13 protein-coding genes and 1 riboswitch are annotated in these 14,611 nt (G+C 72.3%); of the genes, 10 read left to right on the forward strand and 3 right to left on the reverse strand.

Features of this window, described 5'->3' with window-relative positions; translation table 11 throughout:
- Positions 1–252 precede the first annotated feature (252 nt).
- Positions 253–1,548: an MFS transporter gene (locus ACGFN2_RS32335; protein WP_362608884.1), complete on the reverse strand. Its 1,296-nt coding sequence runs from the start codon at positions 1,546–1,548 to the stop codon at positions 253–255.
- A 154-nt stretch (positions 1,549–1,702) separates the two neighbouring features.
- On the opposite strand from ACGFN2_RS32335, the gene ACGFN2_RS32340 reads away from it, so the two are divergent.
- The 8 genes from ACGFN2_RS32340 (at position 1,703) to ACGFN2_RS32375 (ending at position 10,298) form a co-directional block, all read left to right on the forward strand.
- A complete protein-coding gene (locus ACGFN2_RS32340; RefSeq protein WP_393366284.1) occupies positions 1,703–2,578 on the forward strand; it encodes a LysR family transcriptional regulator in 876 nt (291 codons plus the stop codon).
- Positions 2,579–2,637: 59 nt separating this feature from the next.
- A complete protein-coding gene (locus tag ACGFN2_RS32345) occupies positions 2,638–3,945 on the forward strand; it encodes a cytochrome P450 (protein WP_362608880.1) in 1,308 nt (435 codons plus the stop codon).
- A gap of 322 nt (positions 3,946–4,267) precedes the next feature.
- Positions 4,268–5,305, forward strand: coding sequence for a transglycosylase family protein (locus ACGFN2_RS32350; protein WP_393366286.1), 1,038 nt, complete (start codon positions 4,268–4,270; stop codon positions 5,303–5,305).
- 251 nt (positions 5,306–5,556) lie between these two features.
- A riboswitch (cyclic di-AMP (ydaO/yuaA leader) is annotated at positions 5,557–5,727 on the forward strand.
- Between the two features lie 7 nt (positions 5,728–5,734).
- Positions 5,735–6,388 carry a transglycosylase family protein gene (locus tag ACGFN2_RS32355; protein ID WP_362608878.1) on the forward strand — a complete coding sequence of 218 codons (654 nt, stop codon included), beginning with the start codon at positions 5,735–5,737 and terminating at the stop codon, positions 6,386–6,388.
- 298 nt (positions 6,389–6,686) lie between these two features.
- Entirely contained in the window at positions 6,687–8,009 is a 1,323-nt protein-coding gene (eno, locus tag ACGFN2_RS32360; protein WP_393366288.1) for a phosphopyruvate hydratase, read from the forward strand.
- Between the two features lie 157 nt (positions 8,010–8,166).
- On the forward strand, positions 8,167–8,619 hold the full coding sequence (locus tag ACGFN2_RS32365) for a septum formation initiator family protein (protein ID WP_362608875.1): 453 nt from the start codon (positions 8,167–8,169) through the stop codon (positions 8,617–8,619).
- A gap of 120 nt (positions 8,620–8,739) precedes the next feature.
- On the forward strand, positions 8,740–9,300 hold the full coding sequence (locus ACGFN2_RS32370) for a DUF501 domain-containing protein (RefSeq protein ID WP_362608873.1): 561 nt from the start codon (positions 8,740–8,742) through the stop codon (positions 9,298–9,300).
- Positions 9,297–10,298 (forward strand): exopolyphosphatase, encoded by a 1,002-nt coding sequence (locus tag ACGFN2_RS32375; RefSeq protein WP_393366291.1) that lies wholly within the window; start codon positions 9,297–9,299, stop codon positions 10,296–10,298. Before ACGFN2_RS32370 ends, ACGFN2_RS32375 begins: the two co-directional genes overlap by 4 nt.
- 48 nt (positions 10,299–10,346) lie before the next feature.
- On the opposite strand, the gene ACGFN2_RS32380 is transcribed toward ACGFN2_RS32375, so the two are convergent.
- Positions 10,347–10,616, reverse strand: a complete 270-nt coding sequence (locus tag ACGFN2_RS32380) for a type II toxin-antitoxin system RelE/ParE family toxin (protein WP_362608870.1) — start codon at positions 10,614–10,616, stop codon at positions 10,347–10,349.
- Positions 10,613–10,885, reverse strand: coding sequence for a type II toxin-antitoxin system Phd/YefM family antitoxin (locus tag ACGFN2_RS32385; protein ID WP_393366294.1), 273 nt, complete (start codon positions 10,883–10,885; stop codon positions 10,613–10,615). Before ACGFN2_RS32385 ends, ACGFN2_RS32380 begins: the two co-directional genes overlap by 4 nt.
- 572 nt (positions 10,886–11,457) lie before the next feature.
- Here ACGFN2_RS32385 and ACGFN2_RS32390 point away from each other — a divergent pair.
- Both ACGFN2_RS32390 and ACGFN2_RS32395 read left to right on the forward strand, forming a co-directional pair.
- On the forward strand, positions 11,458–12,849 hold the full coding sequence (locus tag ACGFN2_RS32390; protein WP_362608866.1) for an NAD(P)/FAD-dependent oxidoreductase: 1,392 nt from the start codon (positions 11,458–11,460) through the stop codon (positions 12,847–12,849).
- 211 nt (positions 12,850–13,060) lie between these two features.
- Positions 13,061–14,377 carry a class I SAM-dependent methyltransferase gene (locus tag ACGFN2_RS32395; RefSeq protein WP_393366296.1) on the forward strand — a complete coding sequence of 439 codons (1,317 nt, stop codon included), beginning with the start codon at positions 13,061–13,063 and terminating at the stop codon, positions 14,375–14,377.
- Positions 14,378–14,611 lie beyond the last annotated feature (234 nt).

Below are 14,611 nucleotides of genomic sequence, written 5' to 3' on the forward strand. Positions count from 1 at the left end.
CCCCGCCGGGGGTGCGGGCCCCCCGGCGGTCCCGGGTGCCCCCCGCGCGGCGGGGGCGCCCCCCCCCCCCCGCCCCCGCCCCCCCCCCGGGGGGGGGGGGGCCGCCCCCCCGGGGGGGGGGGGGCCCCCCCCCCCGCCGCGGTGACGGAAGTTCTCAAGCGGCCCTGAAGCCCTCCCGGCACTTCGTGAAGGCAGCCCGGCAGCGGCCCTGTGCGGTCGGCACCGGGCGCACAGTGCGGATGACACCGCCCGTCAGGACGTGAGCGACGCCGCCGGAGCCTCGGCGGTGGCCGCCTGCCTCCGCCCCGCCCGGCCCCCGCCGGAGGGGCGTCGCCGTATGCGGTCCGCCACCCACAGCGCCACCACGGCCAGCGCCAGCCCCGCCCCCAGGACGCACACCCCGCTCCAGCCGGCCAGGCCCCAGACCGCAGAGGTCAGCGCCGAGCCCACCGCGCCGCCGACGAAGTAGCTGGTCATGTAGGCGGAGTTGAGGCGGTTACGGGCCTCGGGGCGGATCGCATAGACCTGGTGCTGGTTGCTGACGTGGATCGCCTGCGCGGACAGGTCCAGCACGATCACCCCGGCCAGCAGGGCCGCCAGTGACCAGGCGCCGCCCGCGCCGCCGAGGGCCAGCAAGCCCCACGACCCCAGCAGCAGGAAGCCCGCCGCGCCGGTGACCCGGTGCGCCAGGCCGCGGTCCGCCAGCCGGCCGCCCGCCGAGGCGGCCAGCGAACCGGCCGCGCCCACCAGCCCCAGCAGCCCGATGGCCGACTCCTGCCAGCCGTAGGACGGCCCGGACATCAGGAACGCCAGCGCCGTCCACAGCACGCTGAAGCCCGCGAAGGTCAGCGCCCCCAGCGCGCCGCGCCACCGCAGCACCGGCTCCTGGCCGAACAGCGCCACCGTGGACCGCAGCAGCGCCGGATAGCGCAGCCCGGCCGGGGTGCGCAGGGCCGGCAGCCGGAGCCGCAGCAGCAGCGCCATCAGCAGCATCAGCGCCGCGTTGACCCAGTAGACGGTGCGCCAGCCGCCGAGTTCGGCGAGCAGCCCGGCGGCCGTACGGGCCAGCAGGATGCCGAGCAGCAGCCCGGTCATGACGGTGCCCACGGTGCGGCCGCGCTCGGCGGGCGGTGCGAGGGTCGCCGCGTACGGCACCACGACCTGGGCGGCGACCGAGGTGAGGCCGGTCAGCGCGGTGCCGGTGAGCAGCAGGGCGGCGTTGGGCGCGCTCGCCGTCACGGTGAGGAAGAGCGCGGTCGCCGCGGTCAGGGTGACGGCCAGCCGGCGCCGCTCCAGCAGGTCGCCGAGCGGCACGAGGAGCAGCAGCCCGAGCCCGTAGCCGACCTGGGCGACGGTCACCACCAGCGCGGCGGTGGCCGCCGGCAGGTGCAGATCGCGCCCGATGACGTCCAGCAGCGGCTGGGCGAAGTAGTTGCCGGCGACGGAGAGTCCGGCGGCGACCGACATCAGCAGGAGGGTGCCGCGGCCCAGGCCGGGCCCGGCCCCCGGTGCGTCCCGGGCGGGCTCCGCCGTGTGCTCGGTTTCCATCACTGACCTCCCCTTGTGCACCCGCGGCCACCGCGGCGGCGGGCACGTCCCAGCCTGCGGCCCGAAGATTAATGAGTCCAACACATCGTTTTCATCGCATCCATCGTGAATCGTGATCGATGTCGGCTACGGGACAGCCCTTAGGGTGCGGGCCATGGAGCTGCAGCAGATGCGGTACGTGGTGGCGGTGGCGGAGACCGGCGGGTTCACCCGGGCCGCCGAGCGCTGCCATGTGGTGCAGTCCGCGCTCAGCCATCAGGTCGCCCGGCTGGAGAAGGAGCTGGGGGCCCGGCTCTTCGACCGGACCAGCCGCAGCGTCCGGCTGACCGCGGCCGGCGAGGCCTTCGTCCCGGTCGCGCGGCAGGCGCTGGAGGCGGCCGAGCGGGCCCGCGCCGAGGTCGCGGCGGCGACCGGGGAGGTGCGCGGGCGGCTCGCGGTCGGCGCGATCTCCACCGTCGCGGCCGTGGATCTCGCCCGTGAGCTGGGCGCCTTCCGCACCCGGTGCCCGCAGGTGCGGATCAGTCTGCAGACCGAGATGAGCGACCAGCTCATCGAGCGGGTGCGGCAGGGGGCGCTGGACGTCGCGTTCGTCGGGCTGGCGCCCGCGGCACGGACCGTCGGTGTGCGGGAGAAGGAACTGGCGCGCGGTGAGCTGGTCGGCGTCGTCCCGTCGGGGCATCCGCTGGCGGAGCGGGAGTGGACCACGCTGGCGCGGATGGCGCGGGAGACCTTCGTCGACTTCACGGCGGGGTCCGCGGCCCGCCGGCAGCGCGATGACGCGTTCCGGGCGGCGGGGCTGACCTCGGAGGTGGCGTTCGAGGTGACCACGGTCGAGTTCCTGGCGAAGCTGGTGCGGGCGGGGCTGGGCGTCGGCATGGTGCCGGAGGCCATCGCCTCCGAGCTGGCCGGGCTGCACATCGTGCGGGTGCGGCCGGCGCCGGCGAGGACCGAGCGGGTGGTGTGGAGCGGCCTCGGCCCCTCGCCCGCGGCGGCGGCGTTCCTGGCCGGTCTGGGCGTGGACACGGCGTAGCGGAGGGCCCGGCCGGTACGCGGGCGCGCCGTTGTGCGCCCAGCGGTTACGGTCGGAAGGTGCACGCCGAGCCCCACACCACCGCCCCCGAAGCCCCCGCGGGCTGCCCCGCCGCCGGGCCCGCCCCCGCCCTGTTCACCTGGGAGTTCGCCTCCGACCCGTACCCCGCGTACGCCTGGCTGCGCGAGCATGCGCCGGTGCACCGGACCGAGCTGCCCAGCGGCGTCGAGGCCTGGCTGGTGACGCGCTACACGGAGGCGCGGCAGGCGCTGGCCGACGCCCGGCTGTCCAAGAACCCGGCCCATCACAGCGAGGCCGCGCACGGCAAGGGCAAGGTCGGCATCCCGGGGGAGCGCAGCGCCAACCTGATGACGCACCTCCTCAACATCGACCCGCCGGACCACACCCGGCTGCGCCGGCTGGTCTCGAAGGCGTTCACCCCGCGCCGGGTCGCCGCCTTCGCCCCGCGGGTCCAGGAGCTGACCGACCGGCTGATCGACGGCTTCGCCGAGCGCGGGGAGGCCGATCTGATCCACGAGTTCGCGTTCCCGCTGCCGATCTACGCGATCTGCGACCTGCTGGGGGTGCCGCGCGAGGACCAGGACGACTTCCGTGACTGGGCGGGCATGATGATCCGGCACGGCGGCGGCCCGCGCGGCGGCGTCGCCCGCTCCGTGAAGAAGATGCGCGGCTATCTCGCCGAGCTGATCCACCGCAAGCGCGCGACTCTGAGCGAGACCGCCGAGCCGGACGAGGATCTGATCTCCGCCCTGATCAGGGCCTCCGACCACGGGGAGCACCTGACCGAGAACGAGGTCGCCGCGATGGCCTTTATCTTGTTGTTCGCCGGTTTTGAGACGACCGTGAACTTGATCGGTAACGGCCTCTACGCCCTGCTGCGCCACCCCGCCCAGCGGGAACTGCTCCAGAAGTCGATCGCGGCGGGCGACACCGACCTGCTCACCACCGGCATCGAGGAACTGCTCCGCTACGACGGCCCCGTGGAGCTGGCGACCTGGCGGTTCGCGACCGAGGAGCTGACGCTCGCCGGACAGCGGATCGCCAAGGGGGACCCGGTCCTGGTGGTGCTGGCCGCCGCCGACCGTGACCCGGCCCGCTTCGACGAGCCGGACGTGCTCGATCTGACCCGGCGTGACAACCAGCACCTGGGCTACGGGCACGGCATCCACTACTGCCTGGGGGCGCCGCTGGCCCGGCTCGAAGGACAGAGCGCGCTGGCGACCCTGCTGACCCGGCTCCCGGACATCCGGCTTGCGGTGGAACCTGATGATGTGCGCTGGCGGGGCGGGCTCATCATGCGCGGACTCCGTTCACTTCCGGTGGAGTTCTCCCCGGAGCGGCCCTGACCAGCGGCGAAGTCGGATGTGACGCAGAGTCAACTGCGTGACCATTACGTGATCCGTGCTACACCGACTTGTGACTCCCCAGGACCCCGGCTACCTTTCGACCCGACGATCGACAGGTTTCACTCGATCGGTCGAAGCGGTGAGGTGGGGGACCGGTGTAACGGTGCCGCTCGCGTGCGTCGGCCGGCCGGAGACCCCGTCGAGCAGCTCGAAGAGCTCGTCGAGACAACTCAACCGCCGCGCGAAAGGCATCCGCATGCGTTCCGGGAACGGCCGACACCGTCGACCCCGCCAGGCACCGGCCATCTTTGTCACGGCGGGAGTGACCGGCGCGGGCCTCGCCCTGCCACTGTTCGCCGCGAGCGGCGCACAGGCCGCCGACACCGCGACCTGGGACAAGGTCGCCCAGTGCGAGAGCGGCGGAGTGTGGAGCGCGGCGTCGGGCAACGGCTACTACGGCGGCCTGCAGCTCACCCAGGAGATGTGGGACAACTACGGCGGCACGGCCTACGCCTCGCGCCCCGACCTTGCCAGCCGCTCCCAGCAGATCGCGGTCGCCGAGTCGATCCTCGACCACAAGGGGCCGGACGCCTGGCCGAGCTGTGCGGTGAACGCCGGGCTGACCGATGACGGCCGCGCGCCGGAGGTCGACCCCGGCAGCACCAGCACCCCGGAGCCCGACCCGTCGGACTCCGCGGGCTCCCTCGACCCCTGGGACACCGGTTCGTCCCACGACCACGACGGCACGGACACGTCCGGACGGCACGACGAGCCGGGCGACGCACCGGGCGACAAGGCCGGCGACGAGCCGGGCGGCCGGCCGTCCGACGCCACGCCCTCGCCCGATGCCTCGGACTCCGGCGAGCCCGGCGACGCGTCCACGAGCCCGGAACCGTCCGGCGACCGGGACGGCGACCAGGGCAGTGACCAGGACAGCGGCCAAGGTGACGACGACCCGTCGCAGTCCGCCGACCCGTCCGACGGCCCCGCGGCGGACCCGTCCGAGGACGCCGACCACTCCGGGGGCGGCAGCCGTACGGACGGCACCGGCACCCCGCGTGAGGTGCCCGGCAAGGGCAAGCACCGCGGTGGGGCGGACGGCGAGGACGCCGGGGACGGCGACGCCGGGCGGTCCGCCGGCCGGCACGCCTCACGCGGCGGCGACGCGCACCGTACGGGCCCGGCGGCCGACGGGGACTACACGGTGCGCCCGGGTGACAGCCTGTCAGCCATCGCCGCGGCCCACCGGCTGTCCGGCGGCTGGTCCGCGCTCTACGACCGCAACGAGGGCGTCATCGGCTCCGACGCGGACCTGATCCAGCCCGGCCAGCGGCTCGATCTCGGGCGGAACGCAGGGTAGTTCGCCTCCCTTCGCCCTCTTTTGGGAAAGTGAGACAAGGGTCTCGTTGACTCCGGAGGGGTCCGGTGTGCCCAACCCCGGCATACCGGGCCCCACCTGCGAAAATGCATCCAAGCCCCGATCAAAAACGGTCAACTTGGTCCAGATGGTGGGGTTTGAACCCCAAGGGGATTACTGCTTAACGTCAGGACCGCTCGCCAAAGCGGGCCCTTCGATCACACGCCGAGTCCTGCCGGTGGTCGAAGGCACTTGACGCGCAAGCGCCGAAGGCAGGAGCGGGGGACCCAGGATTTGTGCCGGCCCCGCCCGTGAAAACGGGTCAACCGGCTTGGGGTGAAGCCAGGTGCGTTCCGCGCACCCGGCCGGGCGACTCATCAGTCCGAACCCGACAGCTCACCTCGTAGGCGTCGGTGAGGAAACGAACGAACCATGCTGATCTTCAAGGGCAAGCACCGTCGTCCCTCCAAGGCCGTCCGCGTCGCCACCCTCGCCGGTGTCGCCGGTGCCGCCGTGGCCGTCCCGATGATGGGCGCCACCTCCGCCTCCGCCGCCTCCGTCGCCACCTGGGACAAGGTCGCCCAGTGCGAGTCCGGCGGCAACTGGTCGATCAACACCGGTAACGGCTACTACGGTGGCCTGCAGTTCTCCAACTCCAGCTGGGCCGCCGCCGGTGGCACCAAATTCGCGCCGCGCGCCGACCTCGCCAGCAAGTCCCAGCAGATAGCCGCCGCCGAGAAGCTCCTCGCCATCCAGGGTCCGGGTGCCTGGTCCTGCGCCGGTGCGGGCAACCTGACCGCCGGTGGCCCCGCCGCCGACGTCGACACCTCCGCGCAGACCGAGTCCGCGCCGAAGCAGGAGTCGGCCAAGCCCGAGCCCAAGAAGGCCCCGTCCGAGGACCGTGCCTCGCGGTCCGCCGAGCGCAAGTCCACCGGCCAGGGCAACTACACCGTCAAGGCGGGCGACACCCTCGCCAAGATCGCCAAGGCCCACGGCGCCGACTGGAAGTCCGTCTACAAGGCGAACAAGTCGGTCATCGGCGGCAACCCGAACCTGATCATCCCCGGCCAGCAGCTCACCGTCTGAGCCACCCGCCCAGCGGACTCCGGGGTTCGAGCGGCGGGCCCCCTTCCTCCGTGAGACCAGCCCCGCCACGGCGCGCACTTCCCCCCGACGCGCCGTGGCGGGGCTTCTCGTGTCCCGGCCCCGCGCCCGGAGTGCCCGCCGCGGCACCCCGCCGACCGGCGCCGTCCCACGGCATTCCCCGTTCCGCGAACAATGTGCCGAAAGGTCCCGTGAACTGGGACTTCGGTAAGCATTCCGGGGTCTTCCGTCCCACGGAGCGGGCCAAGCACCGACGGACACCTCCGGGGCCGTTAGGCTCATGCGCAGAACGCCAGACACCCACGAAGGAGACAACGTGCCGTCGATCGACGTCGTCGTAGCCCGCGAAATTCTCGACTCGCGAGGTAATCCCACGGTCGAGGTCGAGGTCGGCCTCGACGACGGCAGCACCGGCCGTGCCGCCGTGCCGTCCGGCGCCTCCACCGGCGCCTTCGAGGCCATCGAGCTCCGCGACGGCGACCCGAACCGCTACCTGGGCAAGGGCGTGGAGAAGGCCGTCCTGGCCGTCATCGAGCAGATCGGCCCGGAGCTCGTCGGCTACGACGCGACCGAGCAGCGGCTGATCGACCAGGCCATGTTCGACCTGGACGCCACCGACAACAAGGGCTCGCTCGGCGCCAACGCCATCCTCGGCGTCTCCCTCGCCGTCGCGCACGCCGCCTCCGAGGCCAGCGACCTCCCGCTGTTCCGCTACCTCGGCGGCCCGAACGCGCACGTCCTGCCCGTCCCGATGATGAACATCCTCAACGGTGGGTCGCACGCCGACTCCAACGTGGACATCCAGGAGTTCATGATCGCCCCGATCGGCGCGGAGTCCTTCTCCGAGGCGCTGCGCTGGGGCGCCGAGGTCTACCACACCCTCAAGAAGGTCCTGAAGGAGCGCGGGCTGTCCACCGGCCTCGGCGACGAGGGCGGCTTCGCCCCGAACCTGGGCTCCAACCGCGAGGCCCTCGACCTCATCCTGGAGGCCGTCAAGCAGGCCGGTTACGCCCCCGGCCAGGACATCGCGCTCGCCCTGGACGTCGCCGCCTCCGAGTTCTACAAGGACGGCTCGTACGAGTTCGAGGGCAAGACCCGCTCGGCCGCCGAGATGACCGAGTACTACGAGGAGCTGGTCGCGGCCTACCCGCTGGTCTCCATCGAGGACCCGCTGTTCGAGGACGACTGGGCCGGCTGGAAGGTCATCACCGACAAGCTCGGCGCCAAGGTCCAGCTGGTCGGCGACGACCTGTTCGTCACCAACCCCGAGCGCCTGGCCCGCGGCATCGAGGAGGGCTCCGCCAACGCCCTCCTGGTCAAGGTCAACCAGATCGGCTCGCTGACCGAGACCCTGGACGCCGTCGAGCTCGCCCAGCGCAACGGCTTCAAGTGCATGATGTCGCACCGCTCCGGTGAGACCGAGGACGTCACCATCGCCGACCTCGCCGTCGCCACCAACTGCGGCCAGATCAAGACCGGCGCCCCGGCCCGCTCCGAGCGCGTCGCCAAGTACAACCAGCTGCTGCGCATCGAGGAGATCCTCGACGACGCCGCGGTCTACGCCGGCCGCTCCGCCTTCCCCCGCTTCCGCCACGGCAGCTGACGAAGGCGGCCCGCTGCCAGGCCGGACAGGGCAGCAGGGGCCGAACGGGCGAGGCACTCGCCCCGCGCCCCGTACGTCCCCGGCGACGGTCCCGTACCGTTGCCGGGGACGTACCTGCTTGAAGCAGTCAGGCGTCCGTCAGTGAAGGGGAGGCGACGTGCCCGCGGACCGGTTCTCGACCGCGACCCGACTCAAGGCGCTCGGCGAGCAGGCCGCCGCCCGCGTCTACCGCGCCCGCCCGCCCCGCCGCAACCGCCTCACCGGCCGTGCCGCCCTGCTGGCCCTGGTGATGTGTTCCCTGGTCGTCGCCCTCGCGTACCCCATGAGGCAGTACGTCTCCCAGCGGTCGGACATCGCCGAGCAGCGCCGCAAGGCGCAGGACGCCGGGACTGCCCTGGAGCGGCTGCGCGAGCAGAAGGCCCGCTGGCAGGACCCGGAGTACGTACGCCAGCAGGCCCGCCGGCACCTCCACTACGTCAAACCGGGCGAGTCCGGCTACATCGTCCCGGACGGCTCCGGCACCGGCTCCGCACCGAAGGGGGCGCGGGCGGCGCAGCGCCCCTGGTACGAGAATCTGTGGGACGCCGTCGACACGGCCGACAAGCGCTAGGACGAGCCGCGTCCGCCGGACCGGCCGGCGCCCGTACCGCCGGCCGCCGGCAGCCCGTACTGTCGACAGCGGACGGCCCGCACCGCCCCCTCCACACCACTCACCTCACCGAAAGCGCACATGGACACGCCCCCGCCCCAGACCGAGCCCACCGAGCCCACCGCCGCGGACATCGCGGCCTTCAAGGAGCAGCTCGGCCGCCCGCCCCGCGGGCTGCGCGCCATCGCGCACCGCTGCCCCTGCGGCCAGCCGGACGTCGTCGAGACGGCGCCGCGCCTGGAGGACGGCACGCCCTTCCCCACGCTCTACTACCTCACCTGCCCGCGCGCGGCCTCCGCGATCGGCACGCTGGAGGCCAACGGCGTGATGAAGGAGATGACCGAACGGCTCGCGGCCGACCCCGAGCTGGCTGCCGCCTACCGCGCGGCCCACGAGGACTACATCCGGCGGCGGGACGCCATCGAGGTGCTGCAGGGCTTCCCGAGCGCGGGCGGCATGCCCGACCGGGTCAAGTGCCTGCACGTCCTCGTCGGCCATTCGCTGGCGGCCGGGCCGGGCGTCAACCCGCTCGGTGACGAGGCCCTCGCGATGCTGCCGGAGTGGTGGAAGAAGGGCCCGTGCGTGACCTCGTGCCAGGACACCACCCCAGCCCAGGACGCCCCCGAAGGAGACGCCACGTGAAGCGGGTCGCCGCCATCGACTGCGGTACGAACTCCATCCGGCTGCTGGTCGCGGACGCCGACCCGGCGACCGGCGAGCTGAAGGACCTCGACCGCCGGATGCAGATCGTCCGGCTGGGCCAGGGCGTGGACCGCACCGGGCGGCTGGCACCCGAGGCGCTGGAGCGCACCTTCGCGGCCTGCCGGGAGTACGCCGCGGTGATCAAGGGCCTCGGCGCCGAGGCCGTCCGCTTCGTGGCGACCTCCGCCTCCCGCGACGCGGAGAACCGCGACGACTTCGTCCGCGGCGTGGTCGACATCCTGGGCGTGGAGCCCGAGGTGATCACCGGTGACCAGGAGGCCGAGTTCTCCTTCAACGGCGCCACCAAGGAGCTCACCGGCCGCGCCGACCACGAGCGGCCGTTCCTGGTGGTGGACATCGGCGGCGGCTCCACCGAGTTCGTCCTCGGCTCCGCCCACCCGTCGCCCACCACCGCCCTCCCTGGAGACGCTGCGCGTCGTACCTCTTATCGCGCCGCCCGCTCGGTCGACGTCGGCTGCGTACGGATGACCGAGCGCCATCTGGTGCACGGCGGAGAGATCAGCGACCCGCCCACCGAGGGCCAGATCGCCGCCATCAAGGCCGATGTCTCGGCGGCCCTGGACCGGGCCGAGGAGACCGTCCCGCTGCGCGAGGCGGCCACCCTGGTCGGCCTGGCCGGCTCGGTGACCACGGTCGCCGCGATCGCACTGGGCCTGGACCAGTACGACTCCGAGGCCATTCACCACTCCCGGATTCCCCTGGCGACGGTCCGCGAGGTCACCGGCCGGCTGCTGTCCTCCACCCACGCCGAGCGCGCGGCCATCCCGGTCATGCACCCCGGCCGGGTCGACGTGATCGCCGCGGGCGCGCTCGTGCTGCTGTCGATCATGGAGCGCAGCGGCGCCCAGGAGGTCGTCGTCAGCGAGCACGACATCCTGGACGGCATCGCCTGGCACGCGGCACTCGACGACGAGTGACCCTCCCGGCGCGGCCACCGGAGCCTTCGGGCTCCGGTGGCCTGTTTCTCAGATGTTGCGGTAGACGTCGCGCCGGTCGCCGACCTTGACGACGAGGATGATGAGTTCGCCGTCCTCGACCTGGTAGGCGACCCGGTAGTTGCCGACCCGGAGCCGATAGAGCCCCGAGGGGCCGGTGAGCTTCTTGATGTCGGCGTCCTCGCGGTACGGATCGTCGCCAAGCGCGGTCAGTGCGGCGAGGATGCGCATGGCGGCAGGCCGGTCGATGGCTCGAAGCTGCCGCTGAGCAGCTGCGGTGAACCGGAAGGCGTACTTCACGCCGCGTCTTCGGTGCGCTCGGTAAACAGGTCCGCCAGCAGCTCGGCCATCGTCACGGTCGGGCCTTCCTCGGCCAGGACCGCTTCCGCCTCCCGGGCCAGCAGTACATCGGCGGCCTCTTCCAGCGCATCGAAGTCCGCGATCGGAACCACGGCCGCAACTGGCACGCCGTTGCGAGTGATCACCGTAGGTGTGCCCTGCTCGGCACGGTTGATGTGGTCCGCGAGATGCGCGCGGGCCTCGCGTACTGTCACGGTGCTTTCCGTCATGCAGCCAGTGTACGCGTCAGCGTGTACACGCGGGAAGGGGCGTGCGGGACGAGTGGCGCTTCGCGGGCAACCCTGGACGGCATCGCCTGGAGCCTCGCCGGCTGAGACGGCGGGGGCGACGGGCGGCAGGGGTCGGCAACGGCCTCTGCCGCCCGGCTTTTTGGGTGGGCGGGGCGCGCGTCTGAGCGGCTTTCAGGGGGCTCGGGAGGGCTCCGCGGAGGGTTCAGAGGAGAAAGTTCGTGAAATCCTTCACATGAAAAAGCCTCGCGTTGGACGAACAATCTGATCGTCCGACCCTCATTCGAAGGTTCCGGGCCCCCTCGACCCGGAGAATGCGCGGTTCCGAGTGCGGCGGCGGCACGCCCGCGGAAGCGGCGGTCCGACTGCCCGGCGGGCGGTCACGATGGAACAACGCCTGATCAACGCGGGTCTCCAACGCCTCGCGGCATAGGGTGGTTCCGCATTGGACTATGGCGTCGGTCACGAAGCTGGCGGAGTGTAGCAGATGCCCCTGGCGTGCTTGTGAAGGGGCTCACGAGCGACCCCCCATGTGGGGGTGGATACTCGATTGCATGAGCACCACGGAGCGTCCCAGGATCCTCGTTGTAGGCGGTGGGTACGTAGGCCTGTACGCGGCACGCCGCATCCTCAAGCAGATGCGGTACGGCGAGGCGACCGTCACGGTCGTCGACCCGCGCTCGTACATGACGTACCAGCCCTTCCTCCCCGAAGCTGCTGCCGGCAGCATCTCCCCCCGCCACGTCGTGGTTCCGCTGCGGCGCGTGCTGCCCAAGGCGGAGGTCCTCACCGGCCGGGTCACCACCATCGACCAGGACCGCAAGGTCGCCACGATCGCCCCGCTGGTCGGCGAGGCGTACGAGCTGCCCTTCGACTACCTGGTCATCGCCATGGGCGCGGTGTCCCGTACCTTCCCGATCCCCGGCCTGGCCGAGAGCGGCATCGGTATGAAGGGCGTGGAAGAGGCCATCGGCCTGCGCAACCACGTGCTGGAGCAGCTGGACAAGGCCGACTCCACGACCGACGAGGACGTCCGCCGCAAGGCGCTCACCTTCGTCTTCATCGGCGGCGGCTTCGCGGGTGCGGAGACCATCGGCGAGGTCGAGGACATGGCCCGCGACGCCGCGAAGTACTACAACAACGTGAAGCGCGAGGACATGCGCTTCCTGCTGGTCGACGTCGCCGACAAGATCCTCCCCGAGGTGGGCCCGAAGCTCGGCGCCTACGGCAAGGAGCACCTTGAGGGCCGCGGTGTCGAGGTCTACCTCAAGACCGGCATGGACTCCTGCGTCGACGGCCACGTGAAGCTCAACAACGGCCTTGAGGTCGACTCCAACACCATCGTGTGGACCGCGGGCGTCAAGCCGAACCCGGCGCTGGCCCGCTTCGGTCTGCCGCTCGGCCCGCGCGGCCACGTCGACACCGGCACCACCCTCCAGGTGCAGGGCACCGACTACATCTGGGCCGCCGGCGACAACGCCCAGGTCCCGGACATGGTCGGCCGCAAGAACGGCAACGAGAACGCCTGGTGCCCGCCGAACGCGCAGCACGCCCTGCGGCAGGCCAAGGTCCTCGGTGACAACGTGCTCTCCGGCATGCGGGGCTTCCCGCAGAAGGAGTACAGCCACGCCAACAAGGGTGCGGTCGCCGGTCTGGGCCTGCACAAGGGCGTCGCGATGATCGTCATGGGCAAGGTGAAGATCAAGCTCAAGGGCCGTCTCGCCTGGTACATGCACCGCGCGTACCACGGCATGGCGATGCCGACGTTCAACCGGAAGATCCGGGTCTTCGCCGACTGGACGCTGGCGATGTTCCTCAAGCGCGAGGTGGTCTCGCTCGGTGCCATGGAGAACCCCCGCGAGGAGTTCTACGAGGCCGCCAAGCCGGCGCCGGCCCCGCCGACCGCCGCCGAGGCCGGGGACAAGCCCAAGGCCAAGGCTTCCTGAATCACCGGTCGGCTACTCCGACCAGCCCGAAGGGCGTCCGCCATCCGTGGGGCGGGCGCCCTTTGGCGTGTCCGGAGGTGTGTCCACTCTGGCGCAAAGCGGGCGGTGTGCGGTTCTCTAGCGTGTGAACGGGACTAACTGGGCGCCCCATTGGCGTTTACGTGGTGGGTGAATCTTCTTCGCCCGACTCGTCAACACGGAGGTGTGCGACATGGCCGATGCCGCTGGACGGCTCACCAAGCTCGCCGAGGAGGTGCTGGGAGCCCCGCTCCCGGTACGCATCCGCGCCTGGGACCGCAGCGAGTCGGGACCGCCGGGAGCCCCCACCCTCGTCATCCGCCACCGCCGGGCCCTGCGTCGGCTGCTGTTCAAGCCGGGCGAACTGGGCCTGGCCCGCGCCTGGGTGGCCGGCGACCTCGACATCGACGGCGATCTCTACGAAGCGCTCGACCGGCTCGCCGGACTGATCTGGGAGCGCCCCGACGCTCCCGGGCCGCGGCGCGCCGCCGTACTCCGCGCCCTGGCCCGCCCGGAGCTGCGCGCCGCCGCCCGGGAGCTGCTGTCGCTGGCCGGCGCCCCGGTCCCGCCGACGCCGCCCGCGGAGGAACTCCGCCGCCGCCGCGGACCGCTGCACACCCTGCGGCGCGACAAGGAGGCCATCAGCCACCACTACGACGTCGGCAACGACTTCTACGCCCTGGTGCTGGGCCCGTCCATGGTCTACTCCTGCGCGTACTGGGGCACCGGCGAGGGCACCGCCGCCACCCTGGAGGACGCCCAGCGCGACAAGCTCGACCTGATCTGCCGCAAGCTCGGCCTCCGCGAGGAGCAGCGGCTGCTCGACGTCGGCTGCGGCTGGGGCTCGATGGTGCTGCACGCGGCCCGCGAGTACGGCGTACGGGCGGTCGGCATCACCCTCTCCGAGGAGCAGGCCACCTTCGCCCGGAAGCGGATCGCGGAGGCCGGGCTCGCCGACCGCATCGAGATCCGGGTGCAGGACTACCGCGAGATCCACGACGAGCCGTTCGACGCGATCTCCTCGATCGGCATGGCCGAGCACGTCGGCCGCACCCAGTACGCGGAGTACGCGGCGGCTCTGTACGCCCGTCTGCGGCCCGGCGGGCGGCTGCTCAACCACCAGATCGCCCGGCGGCCGGTCGCGGACGAGGAGGCGTACCACGTCGACGAGTTCATCGACCGGTACGTGTTCCCGGACGGGGAGCTGGCGCCGGTCGGCGGGACCGTCGGCCAGCTGGAGGAGGCCGGGTTCGAGGTACGGGACGTGGAGGCGCTCCGGGAGCACTACGCGCTGACGCTGCGGAGCTGGGTCACCAATCTGGAGCAGCACTGGAACGAGGCGGCGCGGCTCACCTCCCCGGGCCGGGCCCGGGTGTGGCGGCTCTACATGGCCGCGTCGGCACTGTCCTTCGAACGGAACCGGATGGGGGTCAACCAGGTACTGGCGGTCCGGACCCCGGAGACCGGCGACTCGGGGATGCCACTGCGGACGCGCGGGTGGGGCGGCTGACGCTGACGAGCCCCCCCACCCCACCCACACACCCTCCCCCGCCCCCACCGGCCCTCCCCCCGAAGGGGGGAGGGCCGGTGGCGGGGGGTGGGGGCGGGGGGCGGAAATGCGGCCGTGGGAAGCGCCGTCGCGGGCGGGGCGTCGAGTGGGCAGGTGGGGACCAGCCGTCGCGGAGAGGGCGGCCGCGGCAATCCCTTCGCGGAGCGGGGCAGTGTGTCCGCGGCCCCGGGCGGA

Origin of the sequence: Streptomyces sp. NPDC048612 (assembly GCF_043199295.1) — a bacterium.
Classification (GTDB): domain Bacteria; phylum Actinomycetota; class Actinomycetes; order Streptomycetales; family Streptomycetaceae; genus Streptomyces.

Bases quoted from the DNA above. Each gene is read 5' to 3' on its own strand.
- ACGFN2_RS32340 (WP_393366284.1), top strand. From the start codon at position 1,703: ATGGAGCTGCAGCAGATGCGGTACGTGGTGGCGGTGGCGGAGACCGGC.
- ACGFN2_RS32355 (WP_362608878.1), top strand. From the start codon at position 5,735: ATGCTGATCTTCAAGGGCAAGCACCGTCGTCCCTCCAAGGCCGTCCGC.
- ACGFN2_RS32395 (WP_393366296.1), top strand. From the start codon at position 13,061: ATGGCCGATGCCGCTGGACGGCTCACCAAGCTCGCCGAGGAGGTGCTG.
- ACGFN2_RS32390 (WP_362608866.1), top strand. From the start codon at position 11,458: ATGAGCACCACGGAGCGTCCCAGGATCCTCGTTGTAGGCGGTGGGTAC.
- eno (WP_393366288.1), top strand. From the start codon at position 6,687: ATGCGCAGAACGCCAGACACCCACGAAGGAGACAACGTGCCGTCGATC.
- ACGFN2_RS32370 (WP_362608873.1), top strand. From the start codon at position 8,740: ATGGACACGCCCCCGCCCCAGACCGAGCCCACCGAGCCCACCGCCGCG.
- ACGFN2_RS32335 (WP_362608884.1), bottom strand. From the start codon at position 1,548: ATGGAAACCGAGCACACGGCGGAGCCCGCCCGGGACGCACCGGGGGCC.
- ACGFN2_RS32385 (WP_393366294.1), bottom strand. From the start codon at position 10,885: ATGACGGAAAGCACCGTGACAGTACGCGAGGCCCGCGCGCATCTCGCG.